The sequence below is a fragment of the Nautilia profundicola AmH genome (assembly GCF_000021725.1).
GTDB classification, from domain to species: domain Bacteria; phylum Campylobacterota; class Campylobacteria; order Campylobacterales; family Nautiliaceae; genus Nautilia; species Nautilia profundicola.
In genome coordinates, this window is record NC_012115.1 from 995365 (window position 1) to 1013388 (window position 18024).

General features: G+C 35.1%; 18 protein-coding genes, 1 tRNA gene and 1 pseudogene. 3 read left to right on the plus strand and 17 right to left on the minus strand.

Annotation, left to right across the window (positions count from 1 at the left end; all coding sequences use genetic code 11):
- Positions 1–59 precede the first annotated feature (59 nt).
- From NAMH_RS05305 to NAMH_RS05340, 8 genes are read right to left on the minus strand one after another with little or no spacing between them, the layout of a single operon-like run.
- Positions 60–1856: a menaquinone biosynthesis decarboxylase gene (locus NAMH_RS05305; RefSeq protein ID WP_012663739.1), complete on the minus strand. Its 1797-nt coding sequence runs from the start codon at positions 1854–1856 to the stop codon at positions 60–62.
- A complete protein-coding gene (locus tag NAMH_RS05310; RefSeq protein WP_012663521.1) occupies positions 1846–2310 on the minus strand; it encodes a hypothetical protein in 465 nt (154 codons plus the stop codon). The genes NAMH_RS05305 and NAMH_RS05310 overlap by 11 nt, the downstream gene beginning before the upstream one ends.
- Entirely contained in the window at positions 2303–2767 is a 465-nt protein-coding gene (locus NAMH_RS05315; RefSeq protein WP_015902407.1) for a SixA phosphatase family protein, read from the minus strand. Before NAMH_RS05315 ends, NAMH_RS05310 begins: the two co-directional genes overlap by 8 nt.
- Entirely contained in the window at positions 2764–3900 is a 1137-nt protein-coding gene (locus NAMH_RS05320; protein ID WP_015901922.1) for a class I SAM-dependent rRNA methyltransferase, read from the minus strand. Before NAMH_RS05320 ends, NAMH_RS05315 begins: the two co-directional genes overlap by 4 nt.
- An 8-nt stretch (positions 3901–3908) precedes the next feature.
- Entirely contained in the window at positions 3909–5855 is a 1947-nt protein-coding gene (locus tag NAMH_RS05325) for an IGHMBP2 family helicase (protein ID WP_015902703.1), read from the minus strand.
- Positions 5848–6567, minus strand: coding sequence for a ComEC/Rec2 family competence protein (locus NAMH_RS05330; protein WP_041361595.1), 720 nt, complete (start codon positions 6565–6567; stop codon positions 5848–5850). The genes NAMH_RS05325 and NAMH_RS05330 overlap by 8 nt, the downstream gene beginning before the upstream one ends.
- Positions 6531–7115, minus strand: a complete 585-nt coding sequence (locus tag NAMH_RS05335) for a hypothetical protein (RefSeq protein WP_012663885.1) — start codon at positions 7113–7115, stop codon at positions 6531–6533. The genes NAMH_RS05330 and NAMH_RS05335 overlap by 37 nt, the downstream gene beginning before the upstream one ends.
- A gap of 8 nt (positions 7116–7123) precedes the next feature.
- Complete coding sequence (locus tag NAMH_RS05340; protein ID WP_015902387.1) at positions 7124–8524, minus strand: replicative DNA helicase; 1401 nt, start codon at positions 8522–8524, stop codon at positions 7124–7126.
- A gap of 43 nt (positions 8525–8567) precedes the next feature.
- On the opposite strand from NAMH_RS05340, the gene NAMH_RS05345 reads away from it, so the two are divergent.
- Positions 8568–8825, plus strand: a complete 258-nt coding sequence (locus tag NAMH_RS05345; protein WP_015902147.1) for a hypothetical protein — start codon at positions 8568–8570, stop codon at positions 8823–8825.
- Here the strand turns inward: NAMH_RS05345 and NAMH_RS05350 are convergent.
- The 9 genes and pseudogenes from NAMH_RS05350 to NAMH_RS05390 form a co-directional block, all read right to left on the minus strand.
- Positions 8785–9105, minus strand: coding sequence for a hypothetical protein (locus NAMH_RS05350; protein WP_012663487.1), 321 nt, complete (start codon positions 9103–9105; stop codon positions 8785–8787). The two genes, NAMH_RS05345 and NAMH_RS05350, sit on opposite strands and share 41 nt — an antisense overlap.
- Complete coding sequence (gene ispG / locus NAMH_RS05355) at positions 9102–10154, minus strand: flavodoxin-dependent (E)-4-hydroxy-3-methylbut-2-enyl-diphosphate synthase (protein WP_015901959.1); 1053 nt, start codon at positions 10152–10154, stop codon at positions 9102–9104. The genes NAMH_RS05350 and ispG overlap by 4 nt, the downstream gene beginning before the upstream one ends.
- Before the next feature lie 25 nt (positions 10155–10179).
- Positions 10180–10890, minus strand: a complete 711-nt coding sequence (gene tlyA, locus NAMH_RS05360; protein ID WP_015902565.1) for a 23S rRNA (cytidine-2'-O)-methyltransferase TlyA — start codon at positions 10888–10890, stop codon at positions 10180–10182.
- A gap of 209 nt (positions 10891–11099) precedes the next feature.
- Positions 11100–11984, minus strand: coding sequence for an NAD(P)H-dependent glycerol-3-phosphate dehydrogenase (locus tag NAMH_RS05365; protein WP_012663917.1), 885 nt, complete (start codon positions 11982–11984; stop codon positions 11100–11102).
- Positions 11981–12676, minus strand: a complete 696-nt coding sequence (locus tag NAMH_RS05370; RefSeq protein WP_015902645.1) for a potassium channel family protein — start codon at positions 12674–12676, stop codon at positions 11981–11983. Before NAMH_RS05370 ends, NAMH_RS05365 begins: the two co-directional genes overlap by 4 nt.
- Entirely contained in the window at positions 12673–14268 is a 1596-nt protein-coding gene (locus NAMH_RS05375) for an ion transporter (RefSeq protein ID WP_012663960.1), read from the minus strand. Before NAMH_RS05375 ends, NAMH_RS05370 begins: the two co-directional genes overlap by 4 nt.
- Complete coding sequence (gene gatB, locus NAMH_RS05380; RefSeq protein ID WP_015902379.1) at positions 14265–15689, minus strand: Asp-tRNA(Asn)/Glu-tRNA(Gln) amidotransferase subunit GatB; 1425 nt, start codon at positions 15687–15689, stop codon at positions 14265–14267. The genes NAMH_RS05375 and gatB overlap by 4 nt, the downstream gene beginning before the upstream one ends.
- 77 nt (positions 15690–15766) lie before the next feature.
- A pseudogene (gene ilvA, locus NAMH_RS09450) lies at positions 15767–16973 on the minus strand (threonine ammonia-lyase).
- Positions 16970–17416, minus strand: a complete 447-nt coding sequence (locus NAMH_RS05390; RefSeq protein ID WP_015902788.1) for a CoA-binding protein — start codon at positions 17414–17416, stop codon at positions 16970–16972. The pseudogene ilvA and the gene NAMH_RS05390 overlap by 4 nt, the downstream one beginning before the upstream one ends.
- Before the next feature lie 105 nt (positions 17417–17521).
- Here NAMH_RS05390 and NAMH_RS05395 point away from each other — a divergent pair, with 105 nt between their 5' ends.
- Entirely contained in the window at positions 17522–17797 is a 276-nt protein-coding gene (locus NAMH_RS05395) for an HU family DNA-binding protein (RefSeq protein WP_015902155.1), read from the plus strand.
- Between the two features lie 82 nt (positions 17798–17879).
- Positions 17880–17965: transfer RNA gene (locus NAMH_RS05400), tRNA-Leu, on the plus strand.
- Positions 17966–18024 lie beyond the last annotated feature (59 nt).

An 18024-nucleotide genomic window follows, 5' to 3' on the forward strand; every position in this document is an offset into this window, starting at 1 on the left:
TTATGGTTACGATAATTTTACAAATATAATTCAAAGTTTTTACCTAAAGTAATAAACCTCTATTCAATTACCTGAAATTTTTTTAATTTTTCTTCAGAAATCCCGTCAATTAAATTCATTTTTTTAAGTTTTTCAATAATTTCTGGTGTTGTATCCACATCAGGCGGCCACTCACGGTTAAATCCGTCAATTTCACTTTTGTTGGTACCATCTATTCCTATGATTTCCTCAATCCACACATCTCTTAGGGCATCAATGTTGTTTGTCACCCTCCATACCAGCATATAAGGATTATACGTTTCGGAAGTATTTATAAACACCACAACTCTTAAATGTTCTTTGAGCTCTTTCAGCTTATCGAAAATTTCCCTTGCAGGTTTTGTTTTATTAAACCTTATCACACATACAGGATTTTTGCTATCCGTCATATACTGCTTAATCTCCTCGACACTCTCATCAAGCGCTTTTATTTTCTCAAAAAGCTGCTTATCACTTAAAACTTTACACTTTACACTTTTCACTTTACATTCAGCCGTTGCGTCCACCCCGAGCTTTCCGCCTACAAGCTCTTCAACGCTTGAGTGGTCAAGTTCGTCAACCACACCTTTGCTTATAAGCACTTTTTCAGGGTCGAGATTGTTGAGTATATATCTTGTTATATTTTCATAATCTCTGAGTTCAGGCGCGTCCTCTCCTACAAAAAAGGCGTGTTTTACAAAGCTCATCTGCCCAACACCCCACAAAGAGTGCATCACCTGCATACTGTGGCCCGGGTATCTCGGAGCTATTTTACACAAAATCAGGTTATGAAACACACCGTTTTCAGGCATTGCATAATCAATCAGATCCGGTGAAGTGGTTTTAAGAAGAGGCAAAAATATCCTCTCAGTGGCATAACCCATATATTTGTCTTCCAAAGGAGGTTTGCCGACTACCGTTGCGTAAAATACCGGGTCTTTTTTGGTTGTTATTGCTTCTACATGCATTACCGGAAAAGGTTTTTTAAGTGTATAATACCCCGTATGATCACCAAACATTCCTTCTATTTCCATTTCACTCGGATCACACCATCCCTCAATCACAATATCCGCATCAACAGGCACTTCAATATCGTTACTTATACATTTAACGAGTTTAGGGTTTTCGCGCCTTACGAACCCGTAGAGCATTACTTCAAATATCCCAGGAGGCATAGGGGCTGTAGCACACCATGTCCAAAGAGGATCCCCTCCTATTGCAACTGAAACGGGCATTTTTTTGCCTGCATTTTTATACTCCCAAAACAGATGCGCGCTGTCTTTATGTATCTGCCAGTGAAGTCCGAGGCGTTTATCATCATACACCTGAAGTCTGTACATTCCGACGTTTCTGATGCTTCCGTCAAGGCTTTTGGTATAAACCTGCCCCATTGTGATAAACTTTCCGCCGTCAAGCTCCCATGTTTTAAGTATCGGTAAATTAGAAAGTTTTGCGGCATCCCCCTGGTAGACTCTGTACTGACACTCTGCCGATTTAACGCTTTTAGGAATTGTATTTTTAATCGCAAAGAGTTTTCCGAACGCTTTTAGTTTTTCACTAAGTGTCTTAGGAGGTTTCATTTTGATAAGGGATTCTATCTCCTCCGCTATTTCGTCAAGGTCTCTTCCGAATATCTCCCTTACCACCTCATCGTTTGCAAAAATATTCATAACAACCGGCATATCGAATTTTCTGCCGTTTTCTACGGGATTTGTAAACATCAGTATTTTAGGATTTTCCTTTTTTGCCTCTATATAAGCCAGATGCGGTATTTCAAGATTAATATCAAGTGGTTCGTCTATTACTTTTATATGTTTTTGCAAATCATTAAGATTCATCTTCACCCTTTAACAGTTTCATAATTTTTGAAAGTAAAAGCATTATTTTAAATACTTCTTTAAGCAGATACTCTTTCTCTTTCAGGTCTTTCGGAAATGAGAGCATACTTAAAATTTCAAGAGCTTTTATAATGGCGTCGCTTATTTCATCTCCGTAAACCGATACAAGCTGAAGTCTTAATTTTTCAAGATCCTTATTAATAACAAAATCTTCCGGCAAAAACGGAGCGAAGAAAAGTGCGAGTTCACGGGAAATCTTTTCATAATTGCCGTCAAAGTACTTCATAAGTTCTTCTTCGCTCAGTTCAAGAGAGTTTATTTCGTCGTAATATTTTACAAGATCCTGAAGATTGTACTCTTTTAAAAACTCTTCAAGGCTTTTTTTATCATATGAATGAAAAAGAAAATAAAGTGCAATCTCACTGAATATGTCGTTTTTTAATTTATCAAGCATGTTCGTCCTTAAAATGTCTGTATTGAATAAGAGCTTTCATAATACCCTCTTCCATTTCGATTAGTGACGGTTTTCTGAGCTTTAGTTTGAGATTCGGCGCATACATCAGCTCTTTTACGAAATTACTCAAATCCGGTTCATGTCCTACTATTGCAATTATTCCTTCTTTATTTTTTATTGCCTGCTTTAAATCGTTAAAAGTGGCTCCGGGATATAAAAGCGGAGTTTCTTCATACACCTCACTGTTATAAAACCCTCTTAAAATCTCCGCAGTCTGCTTTGCCCTTAGGGCTTTTGAAGTAATTATATAATCTATTTCCGGATATATTTTTTTAATATGTTTAAAAAACTTTTTCGCTCTTTTCATACCTTTATCCGTTAAAGGTCTCTCAAAATCGTGTCCCGTCCATTCATCTCTTTCCATGGCAAGAGAATGTCTGATAAACAATATTTTCATTTTATTTTCCTTAATAAAACTCCTGTCAGATATAAAGAGTTCGGTATATTTAACACATAAGGGTGATCAATATCTTGTTTCAAAAACTCAACCACCTCAAGATAACAGTTATTAATTACACTACTGCTAAGGGAAAGATCCAGAAGATCTTTTGATGTTATGGAATGAGAACAGCTAAACAATGCCAAATAACCATCCTCTTCAAGTAACTCAAGAGCATTTACAATTAAATATTTCCATCCTTTAATGGCACCTCTTCTCGCTTTTTTGTTTTTAGCAAATGCAGGCGGGTCTATAATTATCAGATCGTACGTTTTTTTTTCTTTTTCCAAAAACTTAAAAACATCCGCTTTTATAATATCGTAATTTTCTACACCGTTTAATTCGCAGTTTCTTTCTATCTGAGAACAGGCAAGAGCTGATATTTCAACAAATTTCGTATATTCAGCACCTGCATATATTCCAAATCCTCCCGCATTCGCAAACAGATCGAGGGTTTTTTTGTTACCGAATTTTCCAACTATTTCTCTGTTTTTTCTCTGATCTAAAAAAAACCCTGTTTTTTGTCCCTCTTTTAAATTAGTTAAAAATTTTTTATTGTTTTCCTCAATTACAAACTCATTATCTACATTGCCGTATAAAGTATGTGAAACTACTTCAAGCCCTTCTTTTTCACGGATTCTGTCACCTTTTTCATAAATTCCTTTCGGATTTAACAGTTCGATCAATATCTCGATTATCACACCTTTAAAATTATCCATGCCCGCCGTTGTAAAACTAACGACCAGATTGTCCCCGTATCTGTCAACTATAAGACCGGGCAGAAAATCCGCTTCCGAATGTATAAGCCTTAGAGAGTTGGTGTTATTTAAAATTGTTCTTTTATTTATAGCTTTTTGAACTCTTTTTTTAAAAAAATCCCTGTCTACTGTAATCTTTTCAAAACTTAGAATTCTTGCGGTAATTTTACTTTTAGGATTAATAAATGCGGTAGCCACGTATTCATTTTTATAAACCAAATCCGCAATACTGCCTCCGTCACATTCAGGAACTGAAACAAGTTCGTTTTTATAAAGCCAGGGAACTCTTTTTTTTAATTTATCGTACGCTTCTTTCGTTATTTCAATTTTCATTTTTTACCTTATATTTTTTTATAAACGCCGTTTTTCTTAATATATTCTATCAAATTTTTATATGTGTCATTTACTAAAAGTGTTTTGGCGTCTCCAATAATTACGAGTTTTCTTTTAGCTCTCGTAATAGCAACGTTTAATCTTCTGATATCACTTAAAAACCCTATTTCCTCTTTTTCATTCGCTCTTACCAGACTTAAAATAATTATCTCTTTTTCCCTACCCTGAAAACCGTCCACCGATTTAACTTCAAGTAGTGAAGTTGTGAAGTCGTGAAGATGTGAAGAGATAACTTTTTTAATATACTCCTCATGGTCTTTATACGGGGTGATTATCCCTATATGTTCTTCCTTTGCACCGTTTTTTAAAAGTTTTTCAACAAGCGACACCACAAATTCTGCTTCTTTAGGATTGTATTTAGAGGGTGAATCTTTTTTGGATTTTTCCATAAATTTCCCGCATGTATCTATAAACACCACAGGTTCGTAATCACCGTATTCACTATCCGGCTGGATATTTAGATCTTTTATAGTGATGTTTTTTATCTCTTCATAAGTTTTTACTTTACAATCATAAAATTTGCAGCTTGGAAATTCGTTTATTTTTTCATTCATTCTGTATTGAATCCCCAGTGTATGAACTGCTTTTGGATAAAGTTCGCTAAAACGCTCAAAAAGAGAAACCTTCAGTCTTTCGTCATTGCTAAGTATCGTAGGCGGCAGCTGCTTGTGGTCACCTGCAAATATTATCTGCTTACCTTTTATCATAGGTATAAGCGTGCTCGGTTCCATCGCCTGGGCGGCTTCATCTATAAATACCGTATCAAATTCCCTCTCTTCCAAAAACTCCCCGCCGCATGCCGAATTGGTTGCGAATACGATCTGGGCGTTCTCAAGGATATCATCCATGATTTCCTGGGTTTTTTTGTTTTTTTCATCAAAAAGTTTATTGATGTTTTTTTGGATTTTAAGCCACTCGGCCATCTCTTTCATCCACTCTTTCAAAACACCTCTTGCGCCTTTACCTTCTTTCGCGTATTTTAATATCTCCTCATCACTGAGCCCTCTTCTTCTTCCGGGAGTCGGTTTTTTGTATTTTTTCTCCTGCAGATATTTCAAATCGTCTATTTTTTTAATGATTTTTTCAATTTCTTTGTATCTTTTATCCCTTCTTATTCTCACATCCAAAGAGTATTTCATAAGTTTAGAATCCATCTTGGCTGGATGGCCTATTCTTACAACATTAAAATCCTTCAATTTCTCCAAAAGATTGTCAACCGCCACGTTACTGTCGGCACTCACAAGCAGTTTTTTACCGATGTGTTTTTTGATAACCTCAGCAAGAGTCGTGGTTTTACCTGTTCCCGGAGGCCCGTGAATCAGAAAAACATCGGAATTAATTGACTTGCTAAGAGCGATATTTTGGGAATCGTTTAAAATATCGCTTTTTTCCTGAGCCTCCACTACATTCGGCTCTTTTTTCCCCAACAAAACATCCACGCCATTTTCCATTTTCCATTTTCCATTTTCCACTTCATTGAGCGCTTTTTTCATTCTTTTAAACGTAATATCGTTTACGAAAAGATCCAGCCTATAAAGTTTAGAGCGGAAAATAGGCTCTTTTGAGTAAACCTCTATAAAGTTTTTGCCGACTCCGCTGACAGTCGCTTCTTGGTTAAATTTAAGAGGTTCCCCCTTGCTTACAAGGACAATATCCCCTACTTTTATCTGATGATCCGGCATATTGTTTCTGTTGAATCTGTAAATTTTAAAATCCAAAAACTCACCTACAAATTTCATCCTCAGACCCAAAACGGCACGGCCTCTTTTTTGTCTTTCGTTGCCGCTGAGTCTTTTTATTTCGTTTAAGTGAAACTCTTTTTCGGCTTTACGTTCTTTTTCTATCAGTTCGTTAAAATAATCAACATACTCTTTTGTGTCTTTAAACTTATACAATATAAACTCCTATTACATAAAATATTATTACTAATGATAACAGATTTATACCATAAAAGAGCTTTTTTGAAAAAAAAGAAAACATACCGAGACTTAAAAACAGATATGCAAACCACAAAGGAAATTTTACTATTAAAAACTCGTTTCCAAAATCCAGATATTTCAGTAAAAGCTGATCAAAAACTCCTCCGATTCCCAATATATGCAAAAGAATCTCCAACGGATAAAATAACGTAAACAGTATATTAACAAAAGGCGACAAAAGTTGAAACAGGTTAAAATTACCGAAAAACGAATGTGAAACAACAAACATCATACAAAACATATAAAAACTAAGTAACAAAGAGTTAATAAAAGTCGGTTTGTAATATCTGAAAAAAAGATAAATATAAAAAACCCCCGTAATACTCAAAAAATAACCCAAACTAAAAACCTTAACACCAAAAACAAGAAAAGAAACAAAAAAAACAACTGCTAAAACTTTTAATGAAAAAGGGTTTTGCAGATTATAAGCATATAAAAACACAACGATTTCCAACACATAAGCCCTTATTAAAGAAGGTGGGAACCCTGTTACATATAAATAACAAAACTCTATTATGAAAATTATGACCGCCAAATCCACAAATCTGTTTCTGTAAGGAAATCTCTTTTGGAAAAATTTATAAAACGGAGTTAAAAACAGATATAAAAAAAGAGAAATAAACCCCAAATGTAAACACCGCTTAAGGCAATTAAGTGCGATACTCCGAGCGTACTTAACTGCTGTCTTGTGTTATAGTCTATACTTTCCCCTAAAAAAAGAGCTTTAAATATATTTTGCATTTTTTTATCCGCATGCTGTTTTTCAATATATTCGTCTATTTTAGAAACAGGCACCAGTCTTATATTAAAACCCGGAGCGTAAAACGTAAAAAGATAATCCAAAAACGCAATTTTTGATGTTACTACGGTAAGTTTTATATTTTCGTTTAAAAGAAACTTCAGATTTTCTTTAGATGTTGTATAAAAAGTCAAATCTTTCGTTTTTAGTTTTAAGACGTGATAATCTCCTCTTTTGCCGTGTTTTATATATTGATTGACAACTTTAGCATTCAACGTATTAAATTTATCGTATCTAAAATCAAGATAATTAAAAAAAGAAATCTGAACTCTTGCAAGAAGTAAAAGAAGAAAAATAAATATTATAAACTTATTAGCAGCTAAACAGTTTTTACACCTGTAATAAACTTCATATAATTTAAGTTTGCCGTTTTCCATTTTATTTTTTAAATGGAAGGCATTTCAATTTGCGCTTCATTCATCTGAATTTCCTGTACCTCACTGACTTTATCTGTAAAAAGTGTATATTTCTTATGGAAAAGCATTTCAACGGTCCCTGTAGGTCCGTTTCTCTGCTTTCCTATAATAACTTCGGCATCCTCCACCTCTTTTTCCTGAAAATCGATTTCTACAGCTTTACCTTTTTCCATGGCCTCTTTTTGTTTTTGTTTCGCTTCCATTGCTTTATATACATCATCCCTGTATATAAACATAATAATATCGGCATCCTGTTCGATTGCTCCGGATTCCCTGAGGTCGCTTAACATCGGTCTTTTATTCGGACGGCTCTCAAGTGAACGGTTAAGCTGTGAGAGTGCGATAATCGGAATCTGAAGTTCCCTTGCTAAAAGTTTTAAACTTCTGCTGATCTCCGCAATAGCAAGATGTCTTTCCCTCTGATCAGAACTGATTAGCTGTAAATAATCAATAATCGCAAGAGAAAGTTCCGGGTTTTGCATTTTGAGTTTTCTTAGTTTCGCCCTTATTGTATGAATGTTTACATTACCTTCGTCATCGACAAAAAGAGGCTTTTCGCTAAGCTCATCCGCCACAGCCGTAAGTTTACTCCATTCGTTATCGTCAAGGTTACCCCTTCTTAAATCCTGAAGAGGTATTTTACCGGCGGCGCTGAGCATTCTTAGCATAAGCTGCTCCGCAGGCATTTCAAGTGAGAATATCGCCACTCCCTTATCCTGTTTTAATACATTAAGTGCAAGGTTAAGTGCAAGTGCCGTTTTACCCATTGACGGTCTTGCTGCAAGGATAATCAAATCCCCTTCACCAAAACCGCTTGTAAATCTGTTAAGTTCCACAAATCCCGTATCAAGTCCTGTTACGATTTTATTTTGTTTACTGATTTGTGTTTTAATATATTCAAGAGTATCGTTTATAATGGCTTCTGATTCTTTAAAATCCCCCGCAAGGTTGGATGTAGCAATACTAAATAGTTTACCCTGTATCTCCTCAACTTCTTCGATTGCTTTTTTATCATCTTCAAGTACTGTTTTTTTGATTTCGTTTGAGAGATGAATCAGCTCTCTTTTAACCGCCAAATCTTTTATTTCCCTCGCATAAGCCTCAACAGCTTCAATAGGTGCGGTTCCGAGTATTTCTAAAAAGAGCTCCTCATCAAATTTGTTTTGTTTAACCAAATGGTCTTTTAAAAAAATTTCATCAATCGGATAATCTTTTTTATAAAGATCTTCCATTGCGGCAAAAAGATTCTGATGAAACGGAAGATAAAAATCAAGAGGTTTTAAAATAGCGGCCACATCTTCATAAATTTTACCGTCAAACAGTATAGCGCTTAATATCCCTCTTTCAATATCTAAATTATAAAGTTCCACAATTTAATCCTTTTATGTTAAAATTATATAAAAAAGGTTTTTAATGATTTTAAAAATCACATACCCTTACAAAGATTCTCTTGCCACACTGCAATTAAGAAGTATCTATATTCAAACCGATGATCAAGACTTAATAGAGCACTTAAAAGCCACAAAAAACCCTATCGATATTGGTGTTATTTTATCGGAAAACGAAGAAAAATTCAAAATGCTTGAAAATGCAAAAGAAGATTTGGAAATCGTTATTGATGAAGTTTTGGCTAATCCTGATTTGCGTCTGCACCTTCTTGGGGATAATTAGTTTTAATTACGTGTTTTTTAATATGTTTAACGGCATCATAAAGATCTTGTGATTCAAAAAGTGTTTTAAGTTTAGTTCTTTTCTTTTTTGGAAGGTCTCTTATTAATTTTTTTAACTCTTCATCGTTTTTTGCTTTTTTTATCTCTTCAGCATGTTCACCCAATATTTTTAAGATACTTTCTTCGTTAATTTCTATACGTCTTAAAAGCATAATCATAAAAATAAAAGCAATCGAAAAAATTGACGCACCTATTATATAAATCATTGCCTCAGCACTCATTCGCTCTCCTTTTTAACTTCTTCTAAAAATTTCTCAAGCAGTTCTTCTTCTTTATATTTACCTATTATTTCACCTTTTTTAATAATAAGTCCGTATCCTTTGCCGCATGCAATTGCGACATCTGCTTCTTTTGCTTCACCGATTGCATTTACCACACATCCCATTACGGCAAGGTTAAGCGGTTTTTTTATATGTTTGGTAGCTTCTTCAACAGCTTCTACAATAGGCGGAAGATCCACTTCAATCCTTCCGCATGTAGGACATGAAATAATATTAACTCCTTCTTTACTGAGTCCCAAATCTTTTAAAATAGCCTTGCCTACTTTTATTTCTTCTTCAAGTTCTCCAGTAATAGATACCCTCATTGTATCGCCTATTCCGTCAAGCAGCAGCGCTCCGAATGCGGCCGCGCTTTTTATTGTTGCGTGAAATTTCGTTCCGGCTTCCGTTACACCCAAATGAAACGGGTAATCAACAAGAGGTCTTAACATTCTGTAAGCTTCAACCGTTCTTTGTACGTCGCTTGCTTTTAGTGAGACTTTAATATCAAAAAAGTCCAGATCCTCCAAAAACTTAATATGCCAAAGAGCGGATTCGACCATTGCTTTTGGAGTCTGTCCGTATTTGTTTTCAAGATGATCTTCCAAACTTCCCGCATTTACACCGATTCTTATAGGTATCTTTCTTGCTTTGCATGCATCCACTATAGCTTTTACTCTCTCTTTACCGCCGATATTTCCCGGATTAATCCTAAGACCGTCTACAACCTCGGCGGCTTTAAGCCCGAGTCTGTAATTAAAATGTATATCGGCAATAACAGGAAGAGGAGATTTTTGTTTTATTTCTTTAAGAGCAAGTGCGTCTTCTTCGTCAAGTACCGCCACCCTTACGATATCGGCACCTGCAAAATACAATCTGTTTATTTGATCAAGTGTGGATTCTATATCTTTTGTTTTGGAATATGTCATGGATTGGACTGAAATAGGAGCATCCCCTCCCACATCAACATTTCCGACTTTGATTTTTCTCGTTGGATATCTTTTAATCAAAACAGACCTTTTTTGTGCGATTATATCAAACTTTTTTGAAATGATAAATAAACTCGGTATTACCTTCTTTACCTTTAATGCTCGATTCTTCGCTTCTTACAAGCTCCCATCCGAAATTCATACACTCTTTTTCAAAATTTTCTTTTGCCTTTTGTATGGCCTCTTTATCAGTTACGACACCTCTTTTGTCTCTTTTTACTTCTTTACCCACTTCAAACTGCGGTTTGAACAGTAAGATTATTTCATTTTTAGAGAGTTCGTCAATTTTATCTATTATTTTAAGAAGAGAAATAAAACTTACATCACTAACAATTACATCAAATTTTTCAGGATAACTGAATTCCCTTATATCAGTATTTTCAAACAGTTCTATTTTAGGATTGCTTCTTAAAGTTTCATGAAGCTGCTCTCTTCCGACATCCACACTAACCACTTTTTGGGCACCTTCTTCAAGTGCAACCTGCGTAAAACCTCCTGTACTTGAGCCTATATCAAGCACTGTTTTATTTTCAAAGTTTATACCGTGTTTTTGTAGATAATTTTTGAGTTTATACGCGGCTCGTGAAACATATCCGTCATTTTGCAGTACCTCTACACTGTCTGTTTCAGCAATTTTAAAAGAAGGTTTTTTAATGATTTTATCATTAACTTTCACATACCCGCTCTTTATAATTTCTTGAGCTTTATTTCTGCTAAATGTATATTCATTTGTTACTAAATACTGGTCAAGCCTCATGTTTTTCACTTTTTTTTAGAAATTTTAACAAATCTTATTCACATATTCACATAATTTGTTATAATAATCCAAACCAAATAAAGGAGAAAAAATGGGATTTAGCGGATTCATAGCTATCGCAATGTGCGTTATCGCAACAGGACTTATGCTTTCAATCGTAGCAGGTGCGGTTAAAAAAGCAAAATAATTTATTCTTCTCCCTTACGGGATCACTTTAGCAAATCCTCCAAAGATTTTAACGGCTTTTTGTTTTCATATATAATTTTATACACTTCATCGGCTATAGGTGTATAAATATTGTGTTTTTTTGAAAGCTCATATATAGCTTTTGTAGTATAAACACCTTCTGCGACTTCTCCGAGTTTGTTTAATATATCGTTAAGATGTTTTCCTTTTGCAAGGTTAAGTCCGACTCTGTAGTTTCTGCTCATTGTAGAATTTGCTGTCAGGAAAAGATCCCCCGCTCCCGCCACTCCTAAAAATGTGTCTTTTTTCGCTCCGAAAAACTCACCGAATCTGTCCATTTCTACAAGACCTCTGGCAAGAAGAGCCGCTTTGGCGTTTTTGCCAAGATTCAGCCCCTCACATATTCCACTGGCAATCGCTATTACGTTTTTATATGCTCCTGCAACCTCTACACCCTCTACATCACTGTCGGTGTAAATTTTCAAAAACGGAGGAAAAAACTTACTGAATTCTTCAGCCAGTTTAAGATTTTTTGAAGCTATTACAAGAGCTGTGGGTTTGTTTTCCTTTACTTCCTTTGCAAAAGACGGACCCGAAATAAAAGCAAGGTTCTCAGCTTCTACATACTCTTCAAATATTTCATTTAAAAACATTAATTTTTCGTTATCGATACCCTTACTTGCAACCAATATTTTTTTATTTTTTAAATCCACAGTTCTCAAAAAATCCTTAATCGCCTGTGCTGCAATCACAATTAAGATATATTCGTTTTTTAATGCTTGTTTTAAATCTACAAACCCGTCAATATCTCTCTTGGTTCTGGAGGTTATAACAGCATCAGGTACTTTTTGTTTTATAGCATAGTAAAGTGCGCTACCCCATGCACCACCGCCTATTACAGATATCATGCCTCTCCTCCGTGAAAACGCTCTAAATCCTGCTTAAAGCGTTCGATTTCTTCAATGTCACCTACTACTATTAAAATATCGCCTTCGTCAATTTTATGATTATACCCTTTTGTTACAAACTGAACGTTTTCTGAGAGTTCCTTATCCACTATACCAATTATCAGTAAATTATAAAGCGATGAAATATCCTTATATATATCTTTTATATATTTCCCGTCTAAAAACGAATTAGGAGGTATCACTATTTCAGCGAAAGAAAGTTTATTATCCTGAAAAATTATTTCTTCTATAACCTTAAGTGTTAGAGGCTTTTTAAGAATAGTCATAATTCTGTTTGCGGTTACCTCAAAAGGATTAATAAGTTTGCTAACACCTGCAAGTTTGTACTTATATTCATTGTCTTTATCCGCAACTTTTGCAATAATCTTTTTATCCGGAAAAAGATCTCTTAACGTCAAACACAAAAACAGGTTCTTATCCTCATCGTGCAATACGGCAATAGCAATATCAAACTCTTCAATTTTTCCTATTTCGTCGTCATCTATATTATGAAGTTTGATTACGTCATAAAGTTTTTCTCTCGCCCTTGCTTCTTCCTTTTCATCCAAAACAACAATGATTAAGTCTTTTTTATTAAGAAATCTCGCTACTCTTTCTCCAAAATCGTCAAATCCGAAAATTGCAATTCTCATATACTACTTCTTTCTATTTGATATTTAAAATAATTAACACTAACGCTGTAACCCATTACAACCAAAATATCACCTTCTTCAAGTTTTAAATCAAAAGGAGGGTTAAAATAAAAATGCCCTTTCTCAATCTGAAGCGTTTCGTTTAAAAGCGGGGATTCGCTTCTTTTCAATACACCGAAAAGTATTATTTTATATCTGTCAAAATCTATCTCTCCTATCAGTTTACCGTCAAGAATCGAATCTTTAATAACGATAATTTCATCAATAATAGCATTTCTTTTTTCAGTTAAAATCGCATCAATTACTTCAAATGTTATAGGATTCCCAATATACTCGGCCGTAAGCAAAGCCGTAACGGTTGAAGGTACCACAACATAATTGGCACCGGCTTTTTTAATTTTGCTTACATTTCTTTCATCATTGGCAAGTGCAATAATTTCAGCCCCTTTACTGTATGCTTTTACACTCAGCACTATAAACGAGTTGCTTATATCGTTATTTGTAAGTACAAAGATTTTTGATATTTTATTAAAATCAAGCACCTGTAAAAATGTTTTTTGAGTAATATCGCCTTTTAGGGTTATATACCCTTTATGAGACGCTTTTTCAACCCTATCTTCATCCATATCTACAATTACGAAATCAATATTATCTTTTTGAAATCTTTCGGCCAAAATTTCAGCTTCATTTGAATATCCACATATCAAATACACATCTTCCATGTGTTTGATTGTTCTGAACACCCTGTCAGCTTTGAGTTCTTGAAGTTTTTCGGTAAATGCCGAAGCAATGATTGATGTGGAGAAAGATATAAATCCAATACCTACAACAATCAAAAACATCGTAAGGACTTTACCCTCTTCTGTAATAGGGGTAATATCACCGTAACCTACCGTAGATATTGTAATTAAAGACCAGTATATTGCATCAAAAATCGTATCTATTTTCGGATTAGTATGCGCTTCAAAAACATATATAACGGCGCCTCCGATAAAAGTTACAAAACCGACTGCTAATAATAATATTGTAAGTTCAAACTTTTTATTTGCAAGTACTTCCAAAAACGTATTGATACTTTTTGTATATCTAAGTACCTTGAAAAGCCTGAAAATTACAAAAATCCTGAGTATTCTTAAAGATCTGAATCCCGGAAGTATCGCCAAAAAGTCGATAATTGCAAACGGGGATTTAATATATTCCCATTTTTTTAAAAGGGCTTTTTTGATAACGTTTTTAAGGGAAAACTCTCTTTCAAGAAAAGTAGACTCTTCATATTCTTCAAGTATAATTTTATGAGTATCGTTATAAACCCAAAGCCTGATAATATACTCAATAGCAAAAATCATAGTCACTATATAAAAATCAAAATCTTCAAGCCAAGGATTAAGCTCATGTTTTATATCATACAGTAATATCCCTACACTTGTAATAACCAAAAAAAGCATAAAAAAATCAAAGATTTTTTTAGGAGTATAATCATCATCGTTCATTAATCTTCTAAAAAAGCCTTTTATCTTTTTATATTTAACATTACTGTCGAGATAAAAGGCAAAAGCCACAAGGGCTTTAATAATAACTTCTCTTATCTTCAAGACAGCTTGCTTTTAAGTATTTTATTTACAACTTGAGGATTGGCTTTTCCTTTGCTTGCTTTCATAACCTGTCCTACGAAAAATCCGAAAAGTTTATCTTTTCCGGCTTTATATTCAGCTACTTTATCTTCATTTGCCGCAAGAATTTCATCAACCATTTTCTCAATCGCACCCTCGTCACTTACCTGTTTTAGACCAAGTTTATCAATTGCCGCGTCAACTTCAATATCTTCTTCCATTAAAAGATCTAATACTTTCTTACCGCCCGCACCGCTTATCGTATTGTCTTTTATTCTTAGAATAAGTACTGCAAGTTTTTCACTGCTTACAGGTGAATTTTCTATAGAATATCCGGCTTTATTCAGTCTTCCTAAAAGCTCGACCGCCAGCCAGTTATTTGCCATTACAGGCTCACAACCTCTTGCAACCAAGTCTTCAAAATAAGCCGCAAGTTCAGGCTCTGCCGTAAGTACTCCCGCATCATACTCTTTAAGACCGAATTCTTTCATGTATCTTTCTTTTTTCTCATCAGGAAGCTCAGGAATTTCGATATCAAAAAATTCATCAGGAACCACAAGAGGCAGCAGATCCGGATCCGGAAAGTATCTGTAATCTGCCGATTCTTCTTTTCCTCTCATACTTCTTGTTTCACCCGTTTTAGAATCAAAAAGTCTTGTCTCCTGTACAACTTCATCTTCATATTCGTCATATTCATACGCTTCAATATGTCTTTCGATTTCGTATTCGATCGCCTGTTTTATGAATCTGAACGAGTTAATATTTTTAATCTCAACCCTTGTACCAAACTCTTTTTGTCCTTTTGGTCTGACTGAAACGTTTGCGTCGCATCTGAAAGAACCTTCCTGCATGTTGGCATCACTGATTCCAAGGTATTTTACTATTGCATGCAGTTTTTTAAGATACGCGATCGCCTCATCGCTGCTTCTCATATCAGGTTCACTTACTATCTCAAGAAGAGGCGTTCCGGCTCTGTTTAAGTCAACCTTGCTTACGTCACCGTCATGGATATTTTTACCAGCGTCTTCTTCAAGATGAGCTCTTGTGATTCCTATTTCTTTAGTTTCCCCATTAACTTCAATAGTCAAACTTCCTTTTCCTACAATCGGAATTTCAAACTGGCTTATCTGATAGCCTTTCGGAAGATCCGGATAAAAATAGTTTTTTCTTGCGAATATTGATTTTTTGTTAATTTCGGCATTTACCGCTTTTCCGAACATTACCGCTTTTCTTACCGCTTCTTTGTTAAGTACCGGAAGTGCACCCGGAAGCCCTAAACACGTAGGACATGTGTTCGTATTAGGCTCATGCCCGAAACTTGTGGCACAGTTACAGAAAATTTTGGTTTTCGTATTCAGTTGAACATGAACCTCAAGACCTATTACCACTTCATATTTACTCATTAATTCTCCTTATTTTTATAATTATATATTATCTTCTCAACTTCACAACTTACCCACTTCACCACTTATCTATTTACCTACTCAACTACAAACTTATATCCGTTTTTATGAAGAGCTCTTTTTATAGCTTCTTGATGTTCGAGTCCTCTTGTTTCAAGGGCAATCGTTACGTTTGCGTCACCTATAGCAAGATTCAGATCCGTTCTGTCATATCCTATCTGAACAATATTCGCTTTTTCAGCAGCAAGTATTTCAGTTAATTTTTGAAGTGCTCCAGGTTTATCCACAAGTGTAATGATCAGTTTCATTTTTCTGTGTGATTTTAATAAACCTTTTTCAATAATCAAATTAATCATTGTCACATCAATGTTTCCGCCACTAAGCACTACTCCGACTTTTTTAGGAGCCGTAAATTTGATTTTATGGTGTAAAAGAGCAGCAACTCCCACAGCACCGGCACCTTCAACCACAACTTTTTGTCTTTCCATTAAAAAGAGTATTGCATTTGCAATCTCTTCGTCATCAACTTCCACTATATCATCAACAACTTCTTTTACAAGTTTGTACATTTTAGGATTTGTATCCCTAACGGCAATACCGTCGGCAATAGTTTTTACAAATGTGGTATCTGAACGCTTCCGCTTAAGAAGCTCAGTCTCATAGCAGAGCGCCTTCCGCCGTTACGCCTATAACCTTAATATGCGGATTAATCTGTTTAGCCGCGCTTGCTATACCGCTTATTAGTCCGCCTCCACCAATCGGGACGATTATATAATCAAGATCAGGAACCTGCTCAAGCATTTCTATTCCGATTGTTCCCTGCCCTGCGATAACCTCGTCGTCGGCAAAAGGATGTATAAACTCAAGACCCTTTTCTTCGGCAAGTTTTACAGCATATTCATAGGCTTCGTCATAATTGTTTCCGGCAAGTACCACTTCGCCTCCGAATTCTTTAACACCGGTTACTTTAGTAAGCGGTGTTGCTTCAGGCATTACTATTATTGCGGGTACATTAAAATAATTCGCACTAAACGCAACACCCTGTGCGTGATTCCCGGCACTTGCTGCAATTACGCCTTTTTTTCTTTTCTCTTCCGGAATTGACGCAATTTTATTAAAAGCTCCTCTTAATTTAAACGCACCTGTCGTCTGCAGATTTTCCTTTTTTAAAAAAATCTCGTTTCCGACTTTTTGAGAAAGTATCGGAGCGTAGGCAAAAGGAGTTCTATAAACTACGTCTTTAATTCTTTCGTGCGCTTTTTTGATATTTTCAAAAGGTATCATAATAATCCTTCGTTTTTACATCTGATATGATCCACCATGATACATCTGTCTTCAACATAATAAACACCCGCATTTTCGGCTATTTCTTTTGATTTTTCATTAATAACGCCTTCTTGTAAAAACACACATTTGATTCCCGGCATTTTTACGGCTTTTTCTACGATGGGAGGAGTGTCTTCGCCTTTTCTAAATATATCTACAATATCGACCTCAAAATCTATTTCATCAAGGCTTCTATATACTTTTTCACCAAGTATCGTTTCTTCTCTCGGATAAACCGGAATAATTTTATAACCGTTTTCCTGCATATATTTAGCCACCTGGTTTGAAGCTCTGTGTTCTTTTGGAGAAAGCCCTACAACTACAATGGTTTTCGATTCTTTAAGTACTTCACACAGTTTTTTTTCGGTTTTTTTACTGCTTGGAAGCTCACAAGCGCTCATTTTTTACCTTTTTTAACAAAATTATAGCAAAAAATGCCTAAAACACTTGATTTTTGGTAAAAAAAAAGAGTAAAATTTTTTGTACCCAACTAAAAAGGAGGAAAAATGAAAAAGTCTGAATTAATCGCAGCGGTAGCAGAAAAGTCAGGTCTAAGCAAAAAAGATGTTAATGCAGTTATCGATGCAACAATCGAAGCAATGGAAGAAGCACTAAAAGCTGGTAAAAAAGTTAGTTTTATCGGATTCGGAAGTTTTGAAGTTGTAACAAGAGCTCCAAGAGTAGCAAGAGTTCCTGGAACAAACAAAGAAGTTAAAATCCCTGAAACTAAATCAGTTAAATTCAAAGTTGGTAAAAAATTAAAAGAACTTTTAAACAAATAAGTTCTTTTTTTCTTTTTTTCTACAAAAACCTTTCAAAACAATATTGAAAACTTATTAAATAGTAGATATAATTCCAATCCGTGCCGGCGTGGCGGAACTGGTAGACGCGTCGGACTCAAAATCCGATGAGCTCTGCTCATGTGGGTTCGAGTCCCACCGCCGGTACCATTACTTCAAAAGCCTCGAAAAATCGATTATTTGAAATAAACAAATCAAAATTATCAGTG